This is a genomic window from Desulfovibrio aminophilus DSM 12254 (assembly GCF_000422565.1).
Classification (GTDB): Bacteria; Desulfobacterota; Desulfovibrionia; order Desulfovibrionales; family Desulfovibrionaceae; genus Aminidesulfovibrio; species Aminidesulfovibrio aminophilus.
In genome coordinates this window covers 83325-100727 of sequence record NZ_KE383876.1, presented here as the reverse complement: position 1 = coordinate 100727, position 17403 = coordinate 83325, and the positions used below count along the sequence as shown (strand labels likewise).

At 62.4% G+C, this 17403-nt stretch carries 17 protein-coding genes and 2 tRNA genes; 10 read left to right on the top strand and 9 right to left on the bottom strand.

Annotation, left to right across the window (positions count from 1 at the left end; translation table 11 throughout):
* The first annotated feature begins 1 nt into the window (after position 1).
* The 5 genes from H587_RS0114925 to H587_RS0114905 are packed head-to-tail and all read left to right on the top strand — an operon-like array spanning position 2 to position 4263.
* Positions 2 to 925 (top strand): transketolase family protein, encoded by a 924-nt coding sequence (locus H587_RS0114925; RefSeq protein ID WP_027176917.1) that lies wholly within the window; start codon positions 2 to 4, stop codon positions 923 to 925.
* 39 nt (positions 926 to 964) lie between these two features.
* Positions 965 to 1636, top strand: coding sequence for a class I SAM-dependent methyltransferase (locus H587_RS0114920; protein WP_027176916.1), 672 nt, complete (start codon positions 965 to 967; stop codon positions 1634 to 1636).
* 19 nt (positions 1637 to 1655) lie between these two features.
* The gene (locus H587_RS0114915) at positions 1656 to 2702 is read left to right on the top strand and encodes a zinc-binding dehydrogenase (protein WP_027176915.1); all 1047 of its coding nucleotides are present in this window, start codon (positions 1656 to 1658) and stop codon (positions 2700 to 2702) included.
* Positions 2703 to 2710: 8 nt separating this feature from the next.
* Positions 2711 to 3400 carry a class I SAM-dependent methyltransferase gene (locus H587_RS0114910; protein WP_027176914.1) on the top strand — a complete coding sequence of 230 codons (690 nt, stop codon included), beginning with the start codon at positions 2711 to 2713 and terminating at the stop codon, positions 3398 to 3400.
* Positions 3401 to 3414: 14 nt separating this feature from the next.
* Complete coding sequence (locus H587_RS0114905; RefSeq protein ID WP_169432796.1) at positions 3415 to 4263, top strand: SDR family oxidoreductase; 849 nt, start codon at positions 3415 to 3417, stop codon at positions 4261 to 4263.
* Positions 4264 to 4307: 44 nt separating this feature from the next.
* Here H587_RS0114905 and H587_RS0114900 read toward each other — a convergent pair whose 3' ends face one another.
* From H587_RS0114900 to H587_RS19045, 6 genes are all read right to left on the bottom strand, one after another.
* Positions 4308 to 4880, bottom strand: coding sequence for an SIS domain-containing protein (locus H587_RS0114900; RefSeq protein ID WP_027176912.1), 573 nt, complete (start codon positions 4878 to 4880; stop codon positions 4308 to 4310).
* Between the two features lie 422 nt (positions 4881 to 5302).
* Positions 5303 to 5488, bottom strand: coding sequence for a hypothetical protein (locus H587_RS0114895; RefSeq protein WP_156904586.1), 186 nt, complete (start codon positions 5486 to 5488; stop codon positions 5303 to 5305).
* A gap of 26 nt (positions 5489 to 5514) precedes the next feature.
* The gene (locus H587_RS0114890) at positions 5515 to 5949 is read right to left on the bottom strand and encodes a hypothetical protein (RefSeq protein WP_156904585.1); all 435 of its coding nucleotides are present in this window, start codon (positions 5947 to 5949) and stop codon (positions 5515 to 5517) included.
* Positions 5950 to 6032: 83 nt separating this feature from the next.
* Positions 6033 to 6635: a hypothetical protein gene (locus H587_RS20375; RefSeq protein WP_245560897.1), complete on the bottom strand. Its 603-nt coding sequence runs from the start codon at positions 6633 to 6635 to the stop codon at positions 6033 to 6035.
* Positions 6635 to 7900, bottom strand: a complete 1266-nt coding sequence (locus tag H587_RS0114885) for an RHS repeat domain-containing protein (protein WP_027176909.1) — start codon at positions 7898 to 7900, stop codon at positions 6635 to 6637. Before H587_RS0114885 ends, H587_RS20375 begins: the two co-directional genes overlap by 1 nt.
* A gap of 231 nt (positions 7901 to 8131) precedes the next feature.
* Positions 8132 to 9328 (bottom strand): Fic family protein, encoded by a 1197-nt coding sequence (locus tag H587_RS19045; protein ID WP_051202962.1) that lies wholly within the window; start codon positions 9326 to 9328, stop codon positions 8132 to 8134.
* A gap of 332 nt (positions 9329 to 9660) precedes the next feature.
* Here H587_RS19045 and H587_RS0114875 point away from each other — a divergent pair, with 332 nt between their 5' ends.
* Positions 9661 to 10743: a DUF4268 domain-containing protein gene (locus H587_RS0114875; RefSeq protein WP_245560896.1), complete on the top strand. Its 1083-nt coding sequence runs from the start codon at positions 9661 to 9663 to the stop codon at positions 10741 to 10743.
* A gap of 79 nt (positions 10744 to 10822) precedes the next feature.
* Here H587_RS0114875 and H587_RS0114870 read toward each other — a convergent pair whose 3' ends face one another.
* Entirely contained in the window at positions 10823 to 11800 is a 978-nt protein-coding gene (locus H587_RS0114870) for an MBL fold metallo-hydrolase (RefSeq protein ID WP_027176907.1), read from the bottom strand.
* Positions 11801 to 12018: 218 nt separating this feature from the next.
* Between H587_RS0114870 and H587_RS0114865 the strand changes: the two genes are divergently transcribed.
* The 3 genes from H587_RS0114865 (at position 12019) to H587_RS20700 (ending at position 15207) form a co-directional block, all read left to right on the top strand.
* On the top strand, positions 12019 to 13014 hold the full coding sequence (locus H587_RS0114865; protein WP_027176906.1) for a thiamine pyrophosphate-dependent dehydrogenase E1 component subunit alpha: 996 nt from the start codon (positions 12019 to 12021) through the stop codon (positions 13012 to 13014).
* A gap of 3 nt (positions 13015 to 13017) precedes the next feature.
* Positions 13018 to 14001: an alpha-ketoacid dehydrogenase subunit beta gene (locus H587_RS0114860; RefSeq protein WP_027176905.1), complete on the top strand. Its 984-nt coding sequence runs from the start codon at positions 13018 to 13020 to the stop codon at positions 13999 to 14001.
* A 165-nt stretch (positions 14002 to 14166) separates the two neighbouring features.
* Entirely contained in the window at positions 14167 to 15207 is a 1041-nt protein-coding gene (locus H587_RS20700; RefSeq protein ID WP_156904584.1) for a hypothetical protein, read from the top strand.
* 192 nt (positions 15208 to 15399) lie between these two features.
* On the opposite strand, the gene H587_RS0114855 is transcribed toward H587_RS20700, so the two are convergent.
* Positions 15400 to 15475 (bottom strand) — tRNA-Glu (locus H587_RS0114855).
* An 11-nt stretch (positions 15476 to 15486) separates the two neighbouring features.
* A tRNA-Lys gene (locus tag H587_RS0114850) sits at positions 15487 to 15562 on the bottom strand.
* Between the two features lie 196 nt (positions 15563 to 15758).
* Between H587_RS0114850 and H587_RS0114845 the strand changes: the two genes are divergently transcribed.
* The gene (locus tag H587_RS0114845) at positions 15759 to 17024 is read left to right on the top strand and encodes a phenylacetate--CoA ligase family protein (RefSeq protein WP_027176904.1); all 1266 of its coding nucleotides are present in this window, start codon (positions 15759 to 15761) and stop codon (positions 17022 to 17024) included.
* The last annotated feature ends 379 nt before the right edge of the window (positions 17025 to 17403 follow it).

The window sequence follows — 17403 nt, the reverse complement described above, 5'->3', positions numbered from 1 at the left end:
GATGCGCGGCAAGTGTCTCAACATGGTCCATGAGCTGGCCCGCAAGGACGAGCGCATCGTCTTCATGGGCTCTGACCTGGGCTTCGGCACGCTGAAGAAATTCCGCGAGGAGTTGCCCGAGCGTTTCATCATGGAGGGCATCAACGAGGCCCACGCCATCGGCATGGCCGCCGGGCTGGCCTTCGACGGGCGCATCGTCTACGTGAACACCATCGCCACCTTCCTGACCCGGCGCTGCTTCGAGCAGGTGGCGCTGGACCTCTGCCTGCACAAGGCCAACGTGCGGCTCATCGGCAACGGCGGCGGCCTGGTGTACGCCCCGCTGGGCTCCACGCACCTGGCCATCGAGGACATCGCCATCTTCCGGGCCCTGCCGAACATGGCCATCGTGGCCGTGGCCGACGCCGAGGAGATGGAGCGCATGATGCCCCAGACCGTGGACTGGCCGGGGCCGCTCTACATCCGGCTGGCCAAGGGCTACGACCCCATCGTCTCCGACCCGGCCATCCCCTTCGTGCTCGGCAAGGGCATGGAGATCCGCCGGGGAACCGACGCGCTCATCCTCTGCACCGGCGTGACCCTGGGCCCGGCCAAGGCCGCCGCCGACGAGCTGGCCGGGGAGGGGATCTCCTGCTCCATCCTGCACATGCACACGGTGAAGCCCTTCGACGCGGAACTCTTCCTGGACATGGCCCGCGGGGTGCGCGCCGTGGTCAGCGTGGAGGAGCACACGGTCGTGGGCGGCCTGGGCGGCGCCGCGGCCGAACTGCTGGCCGAGACGCCCTTCGCGCGGCAGCCGCGCTTCAAGCGCCTGGGCATCCCGGACATCTTTCCCGACAAGTACGGCACCCAGAACCAGCTCATGAGCCGTTTCGGCATCGACCAGAAGGCCGTGACGGAGGCCGTGAAGGGTCTGTTGGCCTGACGCGGAAACATTATTCTTCAGCAAACTTCGGAGGAACACATGGGACAGCTTCGCAATTTCGTGACCCCGCTGCACAAGGCCACCAAGCGCGACTACATCGGCCGCATGGTCGACGACAAGGTGACGTGCATGCTCAAGGCCAAGGAATACGAGTTCGACTACTGGGACGGCGACCGCCGTTTCGGCTACGGCGGCTACCGCTACATGCCCGGCCGCTGGGCCCCCGTGGCCAAGGCCATGATCGAGACCTACGGCCTGAAGGCCGGTTCCCGCGTGCTCGACGTGGGCTGCGGCAAGGGCTTCCTGCTGCACGAGATGCTGCTCCTCGAACCGGGCCTGGAGATCACGGCCTTCGACATCTCCGAGCACGGCCTGGCCTCCAACACCGACGAGGTGAAGGAGAAGGCCACCCTGTTCCGCTACCGGGCCCAGGACGCCTACCCCTTCGGCGACAAGTCCTTCGACCTGGTCATCTCCCTGGCCACCCTGCACAATCTGCGCATCTTCGAGCTGAAGACCGCCCTGGCCGAGATCGAGCGCGTGGGCAAGCAGGGCTACGTGATGCTCGAGAGCTACCGCAACGAGCAGGAGCTGTTCAACGTGCAGTGCTGGGCGCTGACCTGCGAGAGCTTCTTCGACACGGCGGAGTGGATCTGGCTGTACCGCCACTTCGGCTACACCGGCGACTACGAGTTCATCTACTTCGAATAGCAGCGCGAAGGAGTCTATCATGCAAGTGAAGAAGACCACCGCCGCCATCCTGGTGGAGCAGAAGAAGCCCCTGGTCGTGGCCGAGATCGGCCTGCCGGAGGCCCTGTCCTTCGGCCAGGTGCTGGTGAAGATCCTGTACTCCGGCATCTGCGGCGCGCAGCTCAACGAGATCGCGGGCGCCAAGGGTCCGGACAAGTTCCTGCCCCACCTGCTGGGCCACGAGGCCGTGGCCGAGGTGCTGGAGATCGGCCCGGGAGTGAAGACGGTCAAGCCCGGCCAGCGCGTGTGCCTGCATTGGCGTCCGGGAACGGGCCTGCAGTGCGAGCCGCCTAAGTACGACTGGGACGGCAAGGTGGTGAACGCGGGCTGGGTGACCACCTTCAACCGCCACGCGGTCATCAGCGAGAACCGCATGACCCCGGTGGCCGAGGACTTCGATCCGCGCCTGGTGCCGCTTCTGGGCTGCGCCGTGACCACCGCCATGGGCGTCGTCAACAACGACGCCCAGGTGAAGATCGGCCAGAGCGTGGTCGTCTTCGGCGTGGGCGGCGTGGGCCTGAACATCGTCCAGCTGGCGGCCCTGGTGGGCGGCAACCCGGTCATCGGCGTGGACCTCTCCGACGAGAAGGCCGAGATGGCGAAGAAGTTCGGCGCCACCCACGCCTTCAACTCCAGGAACGTGACCGACATCGCCGCCGAGATCAAAAAGATCGTGGGCGAGGCCGGGGCCGACGTGGTCATCGACACCACGGGCAACGCGCGGATCATCGAGCTGTGCTACGAGCTGACCCACGCCGACGGCCGGACCATCCTGGTGGGCGTGCCCACCAAGGGCGACAAGGTGAACATCTACACCCTGCCGCTGCACTTCAAGAAGGTGCTCAAGGGCTCCGAGGGCGGCTCCTGCCTGCCCGCGCTGGACATCCCGCGCATGATCAACCTGGTCAAGCTGGGCCGGGTGAGCCTGGACGGGCTCGTGACCCACGAGTTCGCGCTCGAGGACATCAACAAGGCCCTGGACACGGTGCGCACCGGCCAGGCGGGCCGGGTGCTCATCAAAATGTAGGTGGACGCATGACCAAGGCGACCCGTGAGCCGCAATATCGAGGATACGTGGAGAGCGCCGAGACCGAGGGGCTGGAGCGGTTCGGCCTGATGAGCAACCAGGTCTGGCGGCATGATCCCAAGCGCCTGGTGTTCCTGCTGTCGCGCTACAAGTTCGTGGCCAAGATGCTCGCGGGCAAGAACCGGGTGCTGGAGCTCGGCTGCGCCGACGCCTTCGGTTCCCGTATCGTGCGGGCCGAGGTGGGCGGCCTGGTCTGCGCGGACTTCGACCCGGTGTTCATCGAGGACGCCCGCAGGCTTTGCGCGGGCAAGTGGGAGGCGGAGTGCCGCGAGCACGACATCCTCACCGGCCCTGTGGTTTCCGACGCGCCGGACGGCAAGTTCGACGCGGCCTACACCATGGACGTCATCGAGCACATCGAGGCCCGCCACGCGCGGACTTTCATGGGCAACCTGGCCGGGAGCCTGACCCCCCAGGGTGTGCTCATCGTCGGCACGCCGAGCCTGGAGAGCCAGGCCTACGCCTCGCCCGCCAGCAAGGAAGGGCACGTGAACTGCATGAGCCACAAGCCCTTCAGGGCGCTTCTGCAGGACTTCTTCCACAACGTGTTCCTGTTCAGCATGAACGACGAGGTGGTGCATACCGGGTTCTACCCCATGGCTCATTACCTCATCGGTCTGTGCGTGGGGCCGAAGTGATGGGGCGGGGCCGCGTGACGCTGCTCGTGGGGGCCGAAGGCTGCCTGGGCCATGCGGTCATCGCCGCGGCGGCCGGGGAGGACGGCCTGACGGCCACCAGTCGCGAGGACTCCGGCCCGTACTACGTGAACCTGGAAACGCCGCCCGACTCCTGGCGTCTGCCGGACGCCGGGCCGGGCGGCGCGGCCCTGATCCTCGCCGCGCTGACGGATACGGCGGCCTGCGAGGCCGACCCGGCGCGGGCCCGGCGGCTCAACCTGGAGGCCCCCCGGGAGCTGGCCCGGATGCTGGCCGCGCGCGGTTTCTTCGTGGTCTTTCCCTCCACCAGCCAGGTCTTCGACGGCTCCGCGTCTCTGCCCGGGCCGGACGCCCCGACGAATCCCGTGACCGTCTACGGCGGGCTCAAGGCCGAGGCCGAGGCCGCGATCCTGGGAGACTCGCCCCGGAGCGCCGCCGTATTGCGGATATCCAAGGTGCTCGACGCCGGAAACGGGCTCATCCGTCGCTGGGTCGGCGACCTGCTGGCCGGGCGGACGGTGGAGGCCTTCAGCGACATGGTCATGGCCCCGGTGAGCGAGATCGATGCCGCCCGGACCATGTTGGGATTGGCCCGGGCGCGGACGCCGGGACGGTTCCATCTCTCCGCCGCGCGCGACATGAGTTATTTCGAGGCCGCCCGGCTGGGGGCGGCGGTGCTGGGCGCGGACCCCGGGCTGGTCCGTCCGGTCTCCGGCGCCGGGCGCGGCCTGTTCCTCCCGGCCCATGCGGCGCTGGGCGCGTCCGATCCGGCTCCCGAGCCGGAGGAGGTCGTGCGCCGGGCCTTCGAACTGGCCGCCGGGGCTCTCCGGGGCGGGCGGACATGACGCGCGGCCGGGCGGCGAGGAAGGCTCCGTGAGTCGCTCGACTTCTACCTGGGCAGAGACTCCATGATGTCCATCCAGTGGTGCAGGATCGCGCTGTGGGCGGTTTCCGCCTGGCCGTAGGTGGCGGCGGGAACGAAGAAGCACAGGTCGGCCAGGTCGCGGCTGGCGTTGTCTGGACCCATGGCGCACAGGGCCACGGAGCGCAGGCCCTTCTCCCGGGCGACTTCCAGGGCGCGGACCACGTTGGGCGAGTTGCCGGAGCTGCTCACGGTGATGAGCAGGTCGCTTTCCCGACCGTACCATCTCAGGGGTTCGGCGAAGACGTCGGCGTAACAGAGGTCGTTGCCGATGGCGGTGAGCAGCGAGGGGTCGGTGAAGACCTGGGTGCGGACCCGGGCGTTTTTCGCCAGGTCGGCGGAGAAATGACAGGCCATGGACGCGCTGGCCCCGTTGCCCGCGAAGTAGGTCGTGCCGCCGTTGGACCGGACGGCGACGGTCCATTGGGCCCACAGGGCGAAGGCCCGTTCGATGTCCACGGGGACGCGCCCGCGTGTTTCGGCCTCGACGCGAGCGAGATTGTCGGCCAGCAGCGCCGCGAAGTCATTCCAGTCCGCCATTCATTCGCTCCTTCCGCCGGGGATCGTCCTGGCCGTTTAAAAACGTTTCGGGCCGTGCACGATGAGAAATGCGGCGATATATTTCATTGCGCATCCTTTGCGGAATGATGAGTTGAAAATTCACGTTGTCACGTGTCGCGGCAGCCTATCGCGTTTCATTTTCCGTGTAAAACGCCGAGAACGTGAGAATGCCCCGGAGATCGGCGTCTCCGGGGCATTCATTGCATCACTTCCATCCGTTCTCGCGGGAGCGGAGGAGCCTGGGAACCACGGTCAGGCCATGTCGAACATCAGGCCGTGGCGCTGGACGCCTTGGGGAAAGGAATCGGGCCGCCGGAGCGATTCAGCTCTTTTCCGCCCATCCCCGTGATTCCCGTTGCGGGCGGAAGGCCCCCAAGGAGAATGTCCCCCGGGCGTGGTCCTCATTTTTCCTCGTCTTTCCGCTTGCGCGAGGGCGAGCGGAGGAACCAGGCCATGACGGGTATGGCGACGCCAAGGACCATGAGCGCCGCGCCGAAGGCGCGGGGACAGAGCACGGGCACGCCCCGGTTGTGCAATTCACCTGTGATCACGCCCGCGAGTCCATACAGGAAAAAGAAGACCGCCATGTATGCTTCCCATAGCTTGATTCTCTTCACGGTCTCGCCCTCCATTCTTCTTCGAGTTTTTCTTGCGCTTTTTTGATACTGTATCCCGCCAGTCCACCTTTGGTGAGCGGGGGAGGGTTGGGATCAAAGAAGCCGGAAACAAAGTCCGTTGCAGCGGCCACCTTGTCGGGATGCCGCATGGCCGTGGTCATGACCGCCGGGGCGACTTCGGCCGCGCCGGCGGCCGCGATCGGCAGCGCGCCCGCGGCCAGGGTGATGGCGGTATACTTTTGCAAGTCCTCGTTCGTCTTGAAGGCGTCAACGGTCTTGCCGATCGCCTCTCCCGCTCCGTCCGCGCCCTTGGACATGGCCTCGCCGATACCGGCCGGGGCGGTGTCCCAGAGCTTGCCGAATCCGGCTCCGATCTTTTTGAGCCCGTCCCAGAAGCCGCCTTCCAGCCCCAACGGGTCCACCCCGTTCACCGGGTCGTCGAGGCAGTAGCCGTACCAGTCCGGGTCGCCGCCCGCGTCGCCCAGGGGGTCGGGCGCATCTGAAAATCAAATCCTCAGTTTCCGGCGGCCTGTTGTGGGATCATGAGTCCCTTGTCGTAACACAGACTGAATTTTGTGCTGTAAGCTGGCTTGATTCTGCAATAGATGTTTCCGATATATGGATTCAGGAATGCCATTGGTTCCAGGACGTCAAGCTCCAGAGTCAGGTCGTCGCCTGCTCCGGGAAAGGGGAGGTTAAACACCAAAATGTGTATGGATGAAATATCCTGGTAGAATGAAATGCGGTATTTGTTGTGGTCTGGTGTACACCCTTCGGCAAGAACTCGGCCATTAGAAATGAAGCGGTAATTCAAGACTCCTGGTCCGACGATGTGGTTATGGAAGACATTTTTATCTGGAACGGAAATGGCTATGCTGTAACACGTATTGTATTTATATTTCAGCGGGATTGCAATTTTTTCTCCTTTCTTGGTCACGTCAAATGGCACATGGCAGATGTCATCATAGAAGTCGTCCTTGGACGTGGATTGAAACCAGTTTGTGTTGTAAAAATAGATGCCGCCAGCCAGAAGAAGAAAGAGTATTGCTGTTGCAACATACCGCATCGCATCGCCTTTTCGCCGAGGGGCGCTTGCCCCTCGGCTGGTTACATTCATTAATGCCGTTCCGCATCCCGAAGGAAGCGGTATCGCTCCCGCAGGTTGTCGGCATAGTCCTGACAGTTGTTTGAGGGACCGTCATCATCCGATTTCAACTTGTATGGTCCAGGATCGAGACTCTGTTGCGCTCGCTGCATACGAGCATCGTCAAAGTGTCTATCTTCCAATTTGTATCTGCTGATGTCTTCCTTATCCATTATCCCGCTCTCACCAAAGCCAACATTCTTTCCGCTTCCATCCTCGTAGAAGCCGTGTTCGTGCATCAACTCGGTATTGTTCGCATCAAACATATCAAACGCTTGCGTGAGCGAGCTCAGGAAATTCGGAACGCCATTTAGAGGCCTTTTGCCGAACTGGAACAGCCCCAACGGGTCCACCCCGTTCACCGGGTCGTCGAGGCAGTAGCCGTACCAGTCCGGGTCGCCGCCCGCGTCGCCCAGCGGGTCGGGCGCGGTCCAGCGGCCGGTGAAGGTGTCGTAGTCCCGCCAGCCGAACCGGACGAAGCCCAGGTCGCGGTCGTGCAGCCCGCCCGCGAAGCCGATGGGGATGCGCAGGTCCGGGGCGGAGTCCTCGATGATCCCGCCGAACGGATCGTACAGGACTTCCTTTAGGACATGACCGTCACTGTCCGCAACCACGCGCAGCGAGCCGATTTGGTCGCAATGGAGCCGGAAAACCGCGCCGTCGTCCCGGCGCATGGCCAAGGGGGTGCGCTCGCCCCTGGCGTAGGCGAACTCGTACCAGCAGCCGACGTCGCGGAACCCGGCCAGGCGCAGGAAGTCGAGCCAGCGGTAGGCCTCCACCGGGCGGCCGTCGCGGAACTTGACCGCGCGGCGGCCGTCCCCGTCATGGGCGAACTCGAACACGACGCCGTCGTCCGGCTTCTCCACCCGGAGCAGCCGGTAGTCCGGGGCGTAGGCGTAGAGCGTGTATCGGCCCTCGGAGTTCCAGATGGACCGGAACCCGTTGGCGTCGTGGACGTAGCCGTTGTTTCCGGCCGCCAGGAGCCGGTCGTCCGGGGTGTAGCGGTAGTCGCGGGTGGAGAAGCCGTGGGAGGCCGGGAAGTAGTCCCGCTGCCTGCGGCCGTCCCGGTCGTAGCAGCACTGGCAGATCAGCCGCTGGTCCAGGCGGGCTTCGGTGAGCCGTCCCCGCGCGTCGTAGGAGTAGGCCCAGCGCCGGTCACGGCCCTGGACGGTTTCGATTTTCTCCGCGATGCGGCCGTCCGGACCGCGCCTCAGTCGACAGGAATACACGTCGCTCATGGGTTCTTCCCCCTGGCGCTTCGTTCCCGGAGACCATCCCCGGGAATCCCGACGAGCATACCCGCTGTTTCGGGCCCGGCAGAGAAACGACATGAATCCGCATAGGAAATGCAGGCGATTGCAGCTTGACGGACTTTCGGCGGAGGGGGCGAACCGAGAAAGGAGGGGCAGGGGGTGGGGGGGGGCGGCCCTCCCCCGCCTTTCTATAACCCGGCGAAGCTGGCCGCCTTTCTATGAACCGACGAAGTCGGCGGCGAAGCCGGTGAACTGATTCAGGCGCAGGCCTCCGCCATCGGCCGGGACGAGCAGGCGCAGCTCCTGGAGGCGCTTGAGGTCGCGGCGCGGGGTGGCCTCGCTGGTCTTGCGGTAGAGCGGGGCCAGCAGGGGGTCCGAGCGCAGGGCCGGGGGCTGGAGCACCTTGTCCGGGGTCTGGAGCAGGATCATGAGCAGGTCGTGCTGGCGCTGGCCCAGGACCTTCTTTTGGCGCAGGGTGCGGTAGTGGTCGCCCAGGGCCAGGAGCCGGATGTGGGTGTTGATGGTGGTCTGGAGGTCGAGCACGCATTCCCGCAGCCCCTCGGAGAAGAAGCGCAGGAAGGGCGTCAGGTCGTGCTCCCGGCTCCGTTCGCACTCCCGGAAGGCGACGTAATAGGCGTCGATGTTCCGGTAGTAGTAGTTGGAGAGCATGGTGGGCACGTAGCGGTATCCGGCCCGGGCCATGATGGCCACCTCCAGGAGCCGGGCGGTGCGGCCGTTGCCGTCTCCGAAGGGATGGATCAGGGCCAGGTGGTAGTGGGCCAGGGCCGCGCGCACCGGCGGCCACTCCTTGCGGACCTCCTCGGAGTTGAGCCAGTCCACGAAGGCCGCCATGAGGGTCTCGATGTCCGCGCGGATCTTGGGCGGCTTGTAGACCCCGCCGTGTCCCAGGTCGCCCACCTCCACCGGGTGGTCGCGGTACTGGCCCGGGGCGTGGAACTCGCCGCCCACGCCGCGCGTCACCAGGGCGTTGATCTCGCGGATGAAGGCCTCGCTCACGGCCAGGGTCTCCCGGTCCTTGGCCGGGCCGGGAACGGCGTGGAGCCGGTAGGCCTCCTTGAGGTTCACGATCTCCTGCTCGGCGCGTTCGCGCAGGCCGTTCAGGCTCGGCTCCTCGATGATCTCGGCCACGCGTTCCTCGGAGAGCGGGTTGCCCTCGATGGCCGCGGTGCCGAAGATGGCCCGGCGGACGAGTTCGGCGTCCAGCCTGGACGCCAGCGCGGGCAGGATGGGCATCTGGGACAGGGACAGGAGCAGGGCTTCGAACAGGATGTAATTGTTGCTGATGGCCTCGCGGTCGAAGACGCGGGTGAAGGAAACCTTGCCCGACTTGAAGGTCTGGACCTTGACGACGGGATTCCCGTCGCTGGATTTGTCGGTATTTTTGTCGTTCATTTTGTCGCTCATAATTCAATGAAATAATGTCTTATTTAGATTTTTCTAGAAAAATATTGTCGGTATTTTTAGCTTATAATCTAAACGTGTTTTGCGCCAGTTCGGGCGCAAAAGCAAGGGGGGCGAGGGGTGGGACGACCCTCTCCCGCCTTTCTATAACCCGGCGAAGCCGGCCGCCTTTCTATGAACCGACGAAGTCGGACGGTCAGCCGCGCTGGGCGGGGGAAGGTTGACGACGAGACGACATGCTATCCTTCCGCTGTCGTTTCGCTTGCGCCCTCTTTTCCTGTTGACTCAGCCGGGTCGACCTTTCTATCAATTGGAGCCATGGCATGAAAAAGAGACTCGGCAAGGCGGATTGTCCTTTTAGAGAAGATGCCCAGGCGCGGTATTGTTGGGACTCGGAGGCGCAGATGATGAGCGACGTGAAGCTTGGACGGCTTGAACGGGTTGAAGTGCGAGATGTCTGGGGCTCGGAGGCTGGAGATTTCACTCCATGGTTGGCTCGAGAGGAAAACCTGAAACTTCTCGGCGAAACGATTGGGGTTGATTTGGAATTGGAGGCGACGGAAAAAAATGTCGGACCGTTCCGCGCTGATATATTGTGCAAGGATACGGCAACGGGACATTGGGTTCTGATTGAAAACCAGTTGGAGCCAACGGATCATAAACACCTTGGGCAGTTGCTCACATATGCCGCTGGTCTGGATGCCGTTACGATCGTTTGGCTGGCGAAGGAGTTTACGGATGAGCACAGAGCCACGCTCGATTGGCTTAATCAGATTACTGATGATAAATTCGAGTTTTTTGGTCTTGAGATAGAGCTATGGCGTATTGCTGATTCTATTGCAGCGCCAAAGTTTAATATTATAGCAAAGCCAAATGACTGGACAAATTCAGTCTCCAGCGCGGCATCTGCGATATCGAAGGGAAATCTTACTGAAATAAAGAGCAAGCAATATGAGTACTGGATAAAGTTTCATGATTATATTTTGCAATCAAAATCATATGTTCGCCCACAGAGACCATATCCCCAGCACTGGATGAATTTCAGTATCGGCAGGTCTGGGTTCCTGCTTGGCGCGACTTTGAATATGAATGCGAAAAGGGCTGGAGTCGAACTCTATATCAACTCGGAACAGGCGTTGCCATTCTTCAATTTGCTGCATGAGCAGAAAGAGGAAATAGAAAGAGAGATAGGGGAACGGCTTGAGTGGCAAGATCTTCCTGGTAAAAAAGCGTGTCGCATTGTTATATTCAAGCAGGGCTGCGACCCATTCCTCGCTGAAAATTGGCCGCAGCTCATGTCTTGGATGAAAAAATATCTTGAAATCTTTACTAAAGTTTTTGGCCCGCGCATAAAAAAGTTGAACCCTGATGATTGGGCTTTTGATGAGCCAGGGGAGAACCAGTAGCGACGCACCCGCCGCATGAATTCTCGCCACCCCTCCCCTGCCTTTCTATGAACCGACGAAGTCGGCGGCGAAGTCGGGCCTAGGCGCGCTGGGCGGAATAGGGAGTGGGCAGCCAGGCGTAGCCCGCGCCCCGGGCCCGCACCCGGCCGAGGCCCGGGAAGGGCAGGTGAGCCCCGGCGACCAGCGTGGACTCCCGGGCCAGCCGCGCCAGGAGCGGCAGCCGCGCGGCCTTGGCCTTGGCCTGGTCCGTGTCGTAGTCGATGGTCGCCTCGGGCAGGGCGAACTGCACGGCCGTGCTGTGGATCACGTCGCCGAAGAGGAGCAGGCCCTGGCCCTGGGAGCGGGCCCGGAAGCCGCAATGGCCCGGGGTGTGGCCGGGCAGGGGCTCGGCCGTCAGGCCCTCGGCCGGGATCTCGCCGGGGCCGAAGGGCTTCCACTTGCCCAGCCCGGAATAGGCCTCGGCCAGCGCCCGCAGGGCCAGGAGGGAGCGCTTGCGCTGTTCCGGGGCCGAGGCGAGCCGCTCGTCGCTCAGCCAGTAGTCGGCTTCGGCCGTCGCGGGCCGCGCCACGGCGTTGGGGAAGAGCGGCATGCCGTCCGAACCGGTCAGGCCCAGGACGTGGTCCGGGTGGAGGTGCGTCAGGAGCACGGTGTCCACCTGCCCCGGCTCGTAGCCCGAGGCGCGGAGGTTGGCGGGCAGCAGCCCGGCCCGGGGGCCCAGGGCGGTTCCCCCGCCCGCGTCCACCAGAATGAGGTTGCGGCCGGTGTTCAGGAGAAAGGCGTTGATGGCGGTGGGCTCCCCGACCTTGGGGTCCAGGCCCGCGTCCTCCATGAGGGCGGCCAAACGATCCGGGGGCGCGCCGTGGAGGATCTCCGGCCGGATCAGCCCGGCCCCGTCGTAGAGGGCCGTGACCTCGACGTCGCCCACCTGGAGGCGGAAGAAGCCCGGGGCCTGGCCCGGATGCTTGGGCGGAACCTGGGCCAGGGCCGGGACGAGGGGCAGGAGCTGGGCTGCGGCCAGCGCGGCGGCGGCGCGCAGGAAATCGCGTCGGCTGGGCATGGTGGCCTCCTCTCGCCGGGCGGCCGTGGCCGGGCCCGGGCACTTCCATACGAAGCTAGACCAGGCGCGGCCGGGGCGCAAGCGGAGGAAGAGGATGCCGGGGAGCGGAAATCGCCTCTTGACGCCCTTTTCCTGGACAATTCCGCTGAAAAATGCCCATAGTCGGGCCGTCTTTCCCCCTCATTCGCGGAATGGAACGTCTCACCCAAGGAGGCTCCATGCAACGACCCCCGTTCGACCGCGACCAGCGCCTCGCCTTGCTCGCCGACATGCTTCTCATCCGGGCCTTCGAGGACCGCGTCGCCAAACTGGCCCACGAGCAGGGCCGCCTGCCCGGAATGCAGATCACCTGCCACGGCCAGGAGGCCGTCGCCGCCGGGGTGGTGCGGGCCCTGACGCCCGAGGACGTCATCGTCACCAACCACCGCAGCCACGGCCACCTGCTGGCCCGGGGCGTGGACCCGAACGCGCTCATGGCCGAGATCATGGGCAAGCGCGACGGCCTCAACCGGGGCAAGTCCGGCACCCTGCACCTGGCCGACCCCTCGCGCAACGTGCTCATGACCTCCACCGTGGTCGGGGCCGCGCCGCCGCTGGCCGTGGGCGCGGCCTTCGCCCAGCGCTACCGGAACGAACGCGCCGCCACCTGCGTCTTCTTCGGCGACGGCGCGGCCGCCGAGGGCAGCGTGCACGAGGCTATGAATCTGGCCGGGGTCTGGAAACTGCCCGTGCTCTTCGTCTGCGAATCCAACTGCTGGGCCGGGGCCCAGGCCCACAAGGAACACTGCCCCATCGGCCGGATCGCGGATCGCGCCGCGTCCTACGGCATGACGGGCGAGGTGGTCGACGGCAACGACGTGGAGGCCGTGCATGAGGCCGCGCTGGACCTCCTGGAGGGCCGCCGCGCGGGCGAGGGCCCGGCGCTGTTGGAATGCCGGACCTACCGGATGCACGGCCACGGGGAGCACGACCCGCAGCACTACGTGGACAAGGCCGAGCTGGCCGCCTGGGCCGCGCGCGACCCCATCGGCCGGTACGCCGAGGTTCTGCTCCGCGGCGGGTTCGTGGCGTCGGCGGCCGAGATGGACGGTCTGCGGAGCCGGGCGGCGGCGGTCGTGGACGCGGCCGTGGCCTTCGCGGACGCGAGCCCCTATCCGCCGCCCGAGGAGGCCCTGGAGCACGTGTACGTCAACCCCATCGCGCGGGAGGTCTGAGACATGACCGTGAAGAGCATGGGACAGGCCGTGGCCGAGGCCCTGGGCCTGGCCCTGGAGATGGACGAGGGCGTGTTTCTGGCGGGCGAGGGCATCGGCACCTCCATCCACGTCAACCCGCATCTGCCGACCTTCGGACTCCTGGAGCGCTTCGGCCCCCGGCGGGTGCGCGACACGCCCGTGAGCGAGGCCGCCATCGCGGGTCTGGCCGTGGGCGCGAGCTGCATGGGGCTCAAGCCCGTGGTGGAGGTGATGTTCTTCCCCTTCATCACCCTGGCCTCGGACATGATCGTGAACCACGCGGCCAAGCTGCGCTACCTGAGCGGCGGGCTGTCGAGCTTCCCGCTCACCGTGCGGGTCAAGTCCGGCGCGTTCTCGGCGGGCTGCCAGCACTCGCACCACCTGGAGGCCTGGCTGGCCCACGTTCCGGGGCTGAAGGTCGCCTATCCCTCCAACCCGGCCGACGCCAAGGGCCTGCTCCTCTCGGCCATCTTCGACCCCGACCCCGTGGTGGTGATCGAGGAGATGCCGCTCTACTGGAGCATCCACGCCGAGGTTCCCGAGGGCGACCAGCGCGTGCCCCTGGGCAAGGCGCATATCGCCCGGCTGGGCGCGGACGCCACCCTGGCGACCTATGGCGGGGCGGTGCACGTGGCGCTCAAGGCCGCCGAGACGCTGGCCGAGGAGGGGGTGTCCCTGGAGGTCGTCGACCTGCGCAGCCTGCTGCCCCTGGACACGGCCACGGTGCTGGATTCGGTGCGCCGGACCGGCCGGTTCCTGGCCCTGCACGACGCCACGCGTTTCTGCGGCTTCGGCGCGGAACTCGTGGCCACGGTGGCCGAGGCCTGCCACGGCGAACTGAAGGCCCCGCCGCGCCGCATCGCGGCCCCGGACATCCCGGTGCCCTTCACTCCGCCGCAGGAGGCCTTCTACAAGCCGTCGGCGGAGGCGGTGGCCCGGGCCGTGCGCGAGCTGGTCCGGGGGTAGGGGAAATTGATGATTGTTATGGGACTTGGGCTGGAACAACTGTGATTTCTAGCTTGTTGCCAACAAGTGGTGCGGGGATTTGAACGGAAGACAGGGGAAAAGGTTTAGCTGCGAATTGCAGAATGCAGATATCAAATATTCCGCTGCAATGGACAGAGGATTTGTATGGGAAACAAGAAGCCAAGTGCAGAACAATTTGAAAAATTTAAATATTTTATAAGAATAGATAAGGATAGGAGAAAGAAAATAATTAAAGAGCTTCAGCTTGCTGTACAGAAGCCGCCAGTAAGTGATGAAATTTTAAAGAGGATTGAGTGGCTTGGTCCAACAGAAATTGAAGATGTTTTACGAAGTCATCCTGGGCACATTTTAGATGAGGCAATAAAAAGTATATTTATTGCGCTTGATATTTTTAATCGTTCATGGCGCGATCTGTGTAATGCAATAAATGAATTTAATTCGTTTTCTTGCGAAAAAAAATTTTCGCACCGGGAAAATAAGAATAAAATATTAGATATTCAGTCAAATGTGATGAAAGAGATATTTTGCATTTCATCTTCTGCATTAGCGCTTATTGCTGCTTCGCAAAAATTTGAATCAAAAATGTTTGTCAAAGGTTATCGTGAAAAAATTGAATCAAGATTTATAAATAATAAAGAGCATATATTTATAAAAGAATTACGCAATAACTTAAATCATGGATGCATAAAAGAAGCTGAATGGTGTATATCATATCGTGAAGGAGAAAAAGCAACCTCTTTTAGATTTTCAACGAAGGAATTGCTTTATGAAGGAGAATTCAACTCGTTGGCAAAAGATTACATTAAGTCTTGCGGAGAATATATTGATGTCAAACTCTTGTTTGATTCTTATGTGCAAAGCATAAATAGTTTATATTCCTGGCTAAAAGGCAATATTAATAATACACATGGAGAGCTAGCGGATTATAAACGTTGCATTGCTGCACATAGAACGAATTCTATACGTTGTTTTTGGCAGATGCTTTTTGTTCAACAATTTATACCTAGTAAAATTGATCCATATAAATATTTAGCAGATTATTTGTCGGATACTGAATTAGCTGAGGTTAGTGCGTTGCCACATAGGTCTAAACTGCAAGTTGATAGAATAATAGAAATAGTCGATAAGTATAACGCATGTAATGATGAAATTCGCTTGTTAGTATATCAGTTGTTTGGGCTTTAACGCTGGTTATATTGTTTGCTGTTTATGAAATGCAGTTTTTATAATGGTCGCTGATTTCGTTGGGGGAAAGATTATTTTGTTTTAGCGAAGCCTCTTCACCAATAATAAGCTTGGTCCGAAGGAGCGTCGGGGAGCGTCCCGAGCGCCAACGAAAAAGCCCCCGGATCGTTCCGGGGGCTCGTTGGTTTCTGGTGGCGTCCCCAACCGGATTTGAACCGGTGTTATCGGCGTGAGAGGCCGACGTCCTAGGCCACTAGACGATGGGGACACGCGACTTTCTGGTGGGCCGTACTGGGATCGAACCAGTGACTCTCTGCTTAAAAGGCAGATACTCTACCGTCTGAGTTAACGGCCCGCTCAAAAAGGAAACCTTGGATACCCGAGGCGGCGCTTCCCTGTCAAGAACTCATTTCCCCGGGCTGGGCGATTTTTTGGAATCGGCTTGCAATATGCCGGTATATCACCATTTTTTTTATTTTTCTTGCAATATTTTTCCGGCGTGCTAAAATACCCGCTCCGATCCCGAATGTATCGTTCACAAGGAGACGACCATGACCCGGAAAGACCGCACCGAAGGCATCTACAGCCGCCGCGAGGTGCTCGACGACTCGGAGCGCAGGCAATATTACCAGCTCCAGCTCAAGGAGCTGCTCTCCTACGCCTACCGCTACTCCGAGGACGTGAAGAAGCGCTTCGACCGCGCCCAGTTCAACGTGGACAAGTTCAAGACCCTCTCCGACCTCAAGCACATCCCGATCATCAAGAAGAAGGAACTCATCTTCCTTCAGAGCATGGGCCCGCGCCTGGGCGGCCTGCTGACCAAGGACCTCGGCGAGCTGCGCCGCGTGTTCCTCTCCCCCGGCCCGATCTTCGATCCCGAAGACCGCCATGAAGACTACTGGGGCTGGACCGAGGGCTTCTACGCCTGCGGCTTCCGCTCCGGCGACCTCGTGCAGCTGACCTTCAACTACCATCTGGCCCCGGCGGGCCTCATGTTCGAGGAGCCGCTCAAGAACCTGGCCTGCGCCGTGGTGCCCGCCGGTCCCGGCAACACCACCAACCAGCTGGAGATCATGCAGAAGCTGCGCGTGACCGGCTACGTGGGCACGCCCTCCTATCTCATGCACCTGGCCCAGAAGGCCGAGGAGATGGGCCTGTCCCTGCGCAAGGATCTCTTCCTGGAAGTCTGCTTCGTCACCGGCGAGAAGTTCTCCGAGAAGATGCGCACCCTCCTGGAGAAGAAGTTCGACTGCATCATGCGCCAGGGCTACGGCACCGCCGACGTGGGCTGCATCGGCTACGAATGCTTCCACAAGAACGGCCTGCACCTCTCCAACCGCGCCTTCGTGGAGATCTGCCACCCCGACACCGGCATTCCGCTCAAGGAAGGCGAAGTCGGCGAGATCGTCGTGACCGCCTTCAACAAGACCTATCCGCTCATCCGCCTGGCCACCGGCGACCTGGGCTACATCGACTCCGCGCCCTGCCAGTGCGGCCGCTCCAGCCCGCGCCTGGGCTCCATCGTGGGCCGCGTGGACACCACCGCCCGCATCAAGGGCATGTTCGTCTACCCCCACCAGGTGGAGCAGGTCATGGCCCGTTTCGAGGAGGTCAAGCGCTGGCAGATCGAGGTCACCAACCCCGGCGGCATCGACGAGATGGTCCTTTCCATCGAGGCCGGAAACTTCAAGCGCGAGGACGAGATGCTGCATCTCTTCCGCGAGAAGATCAAATTGCGCCCCGAGCTGAAGATCCTGGCCCCGGGCACGCTTCCGCCTCAAATTCGACCGATCGAGGACAAGCGCACCTGGGACTAGCCGGCTTCGCCGGGTTATGGAAAGCCCCCTGCGGGGGACTCCAGAAAGCAAAAGGCGGGAGAGGGCGACCTCTTCCGCCTTTTCGTCTTCCTGCCCCGCCCCCCGGCTTCGTCGCCGCCTTCGGCGGTTCATGGAACGGCCAGGAGGCTTTCGTCTTTCCGCAACAGGGGCCGAAGGCCCCCGAAAGGCGGACGCGAGATGTGTTTTCACGAGCCAGGCAGGGGCAAGTCAGGTCCGGCCCGGAGTATGGACACGACATGCGCCGCGACTCTCCAACTCTGAATCGGGAGTGAACCGCCCCTTGCCTTGTCGTGAAAACATGCGAGTGGACGTCCCCCATTTTCGCGGAGCCGCCTTCGGTTGTTTCCAGAACCGCCGA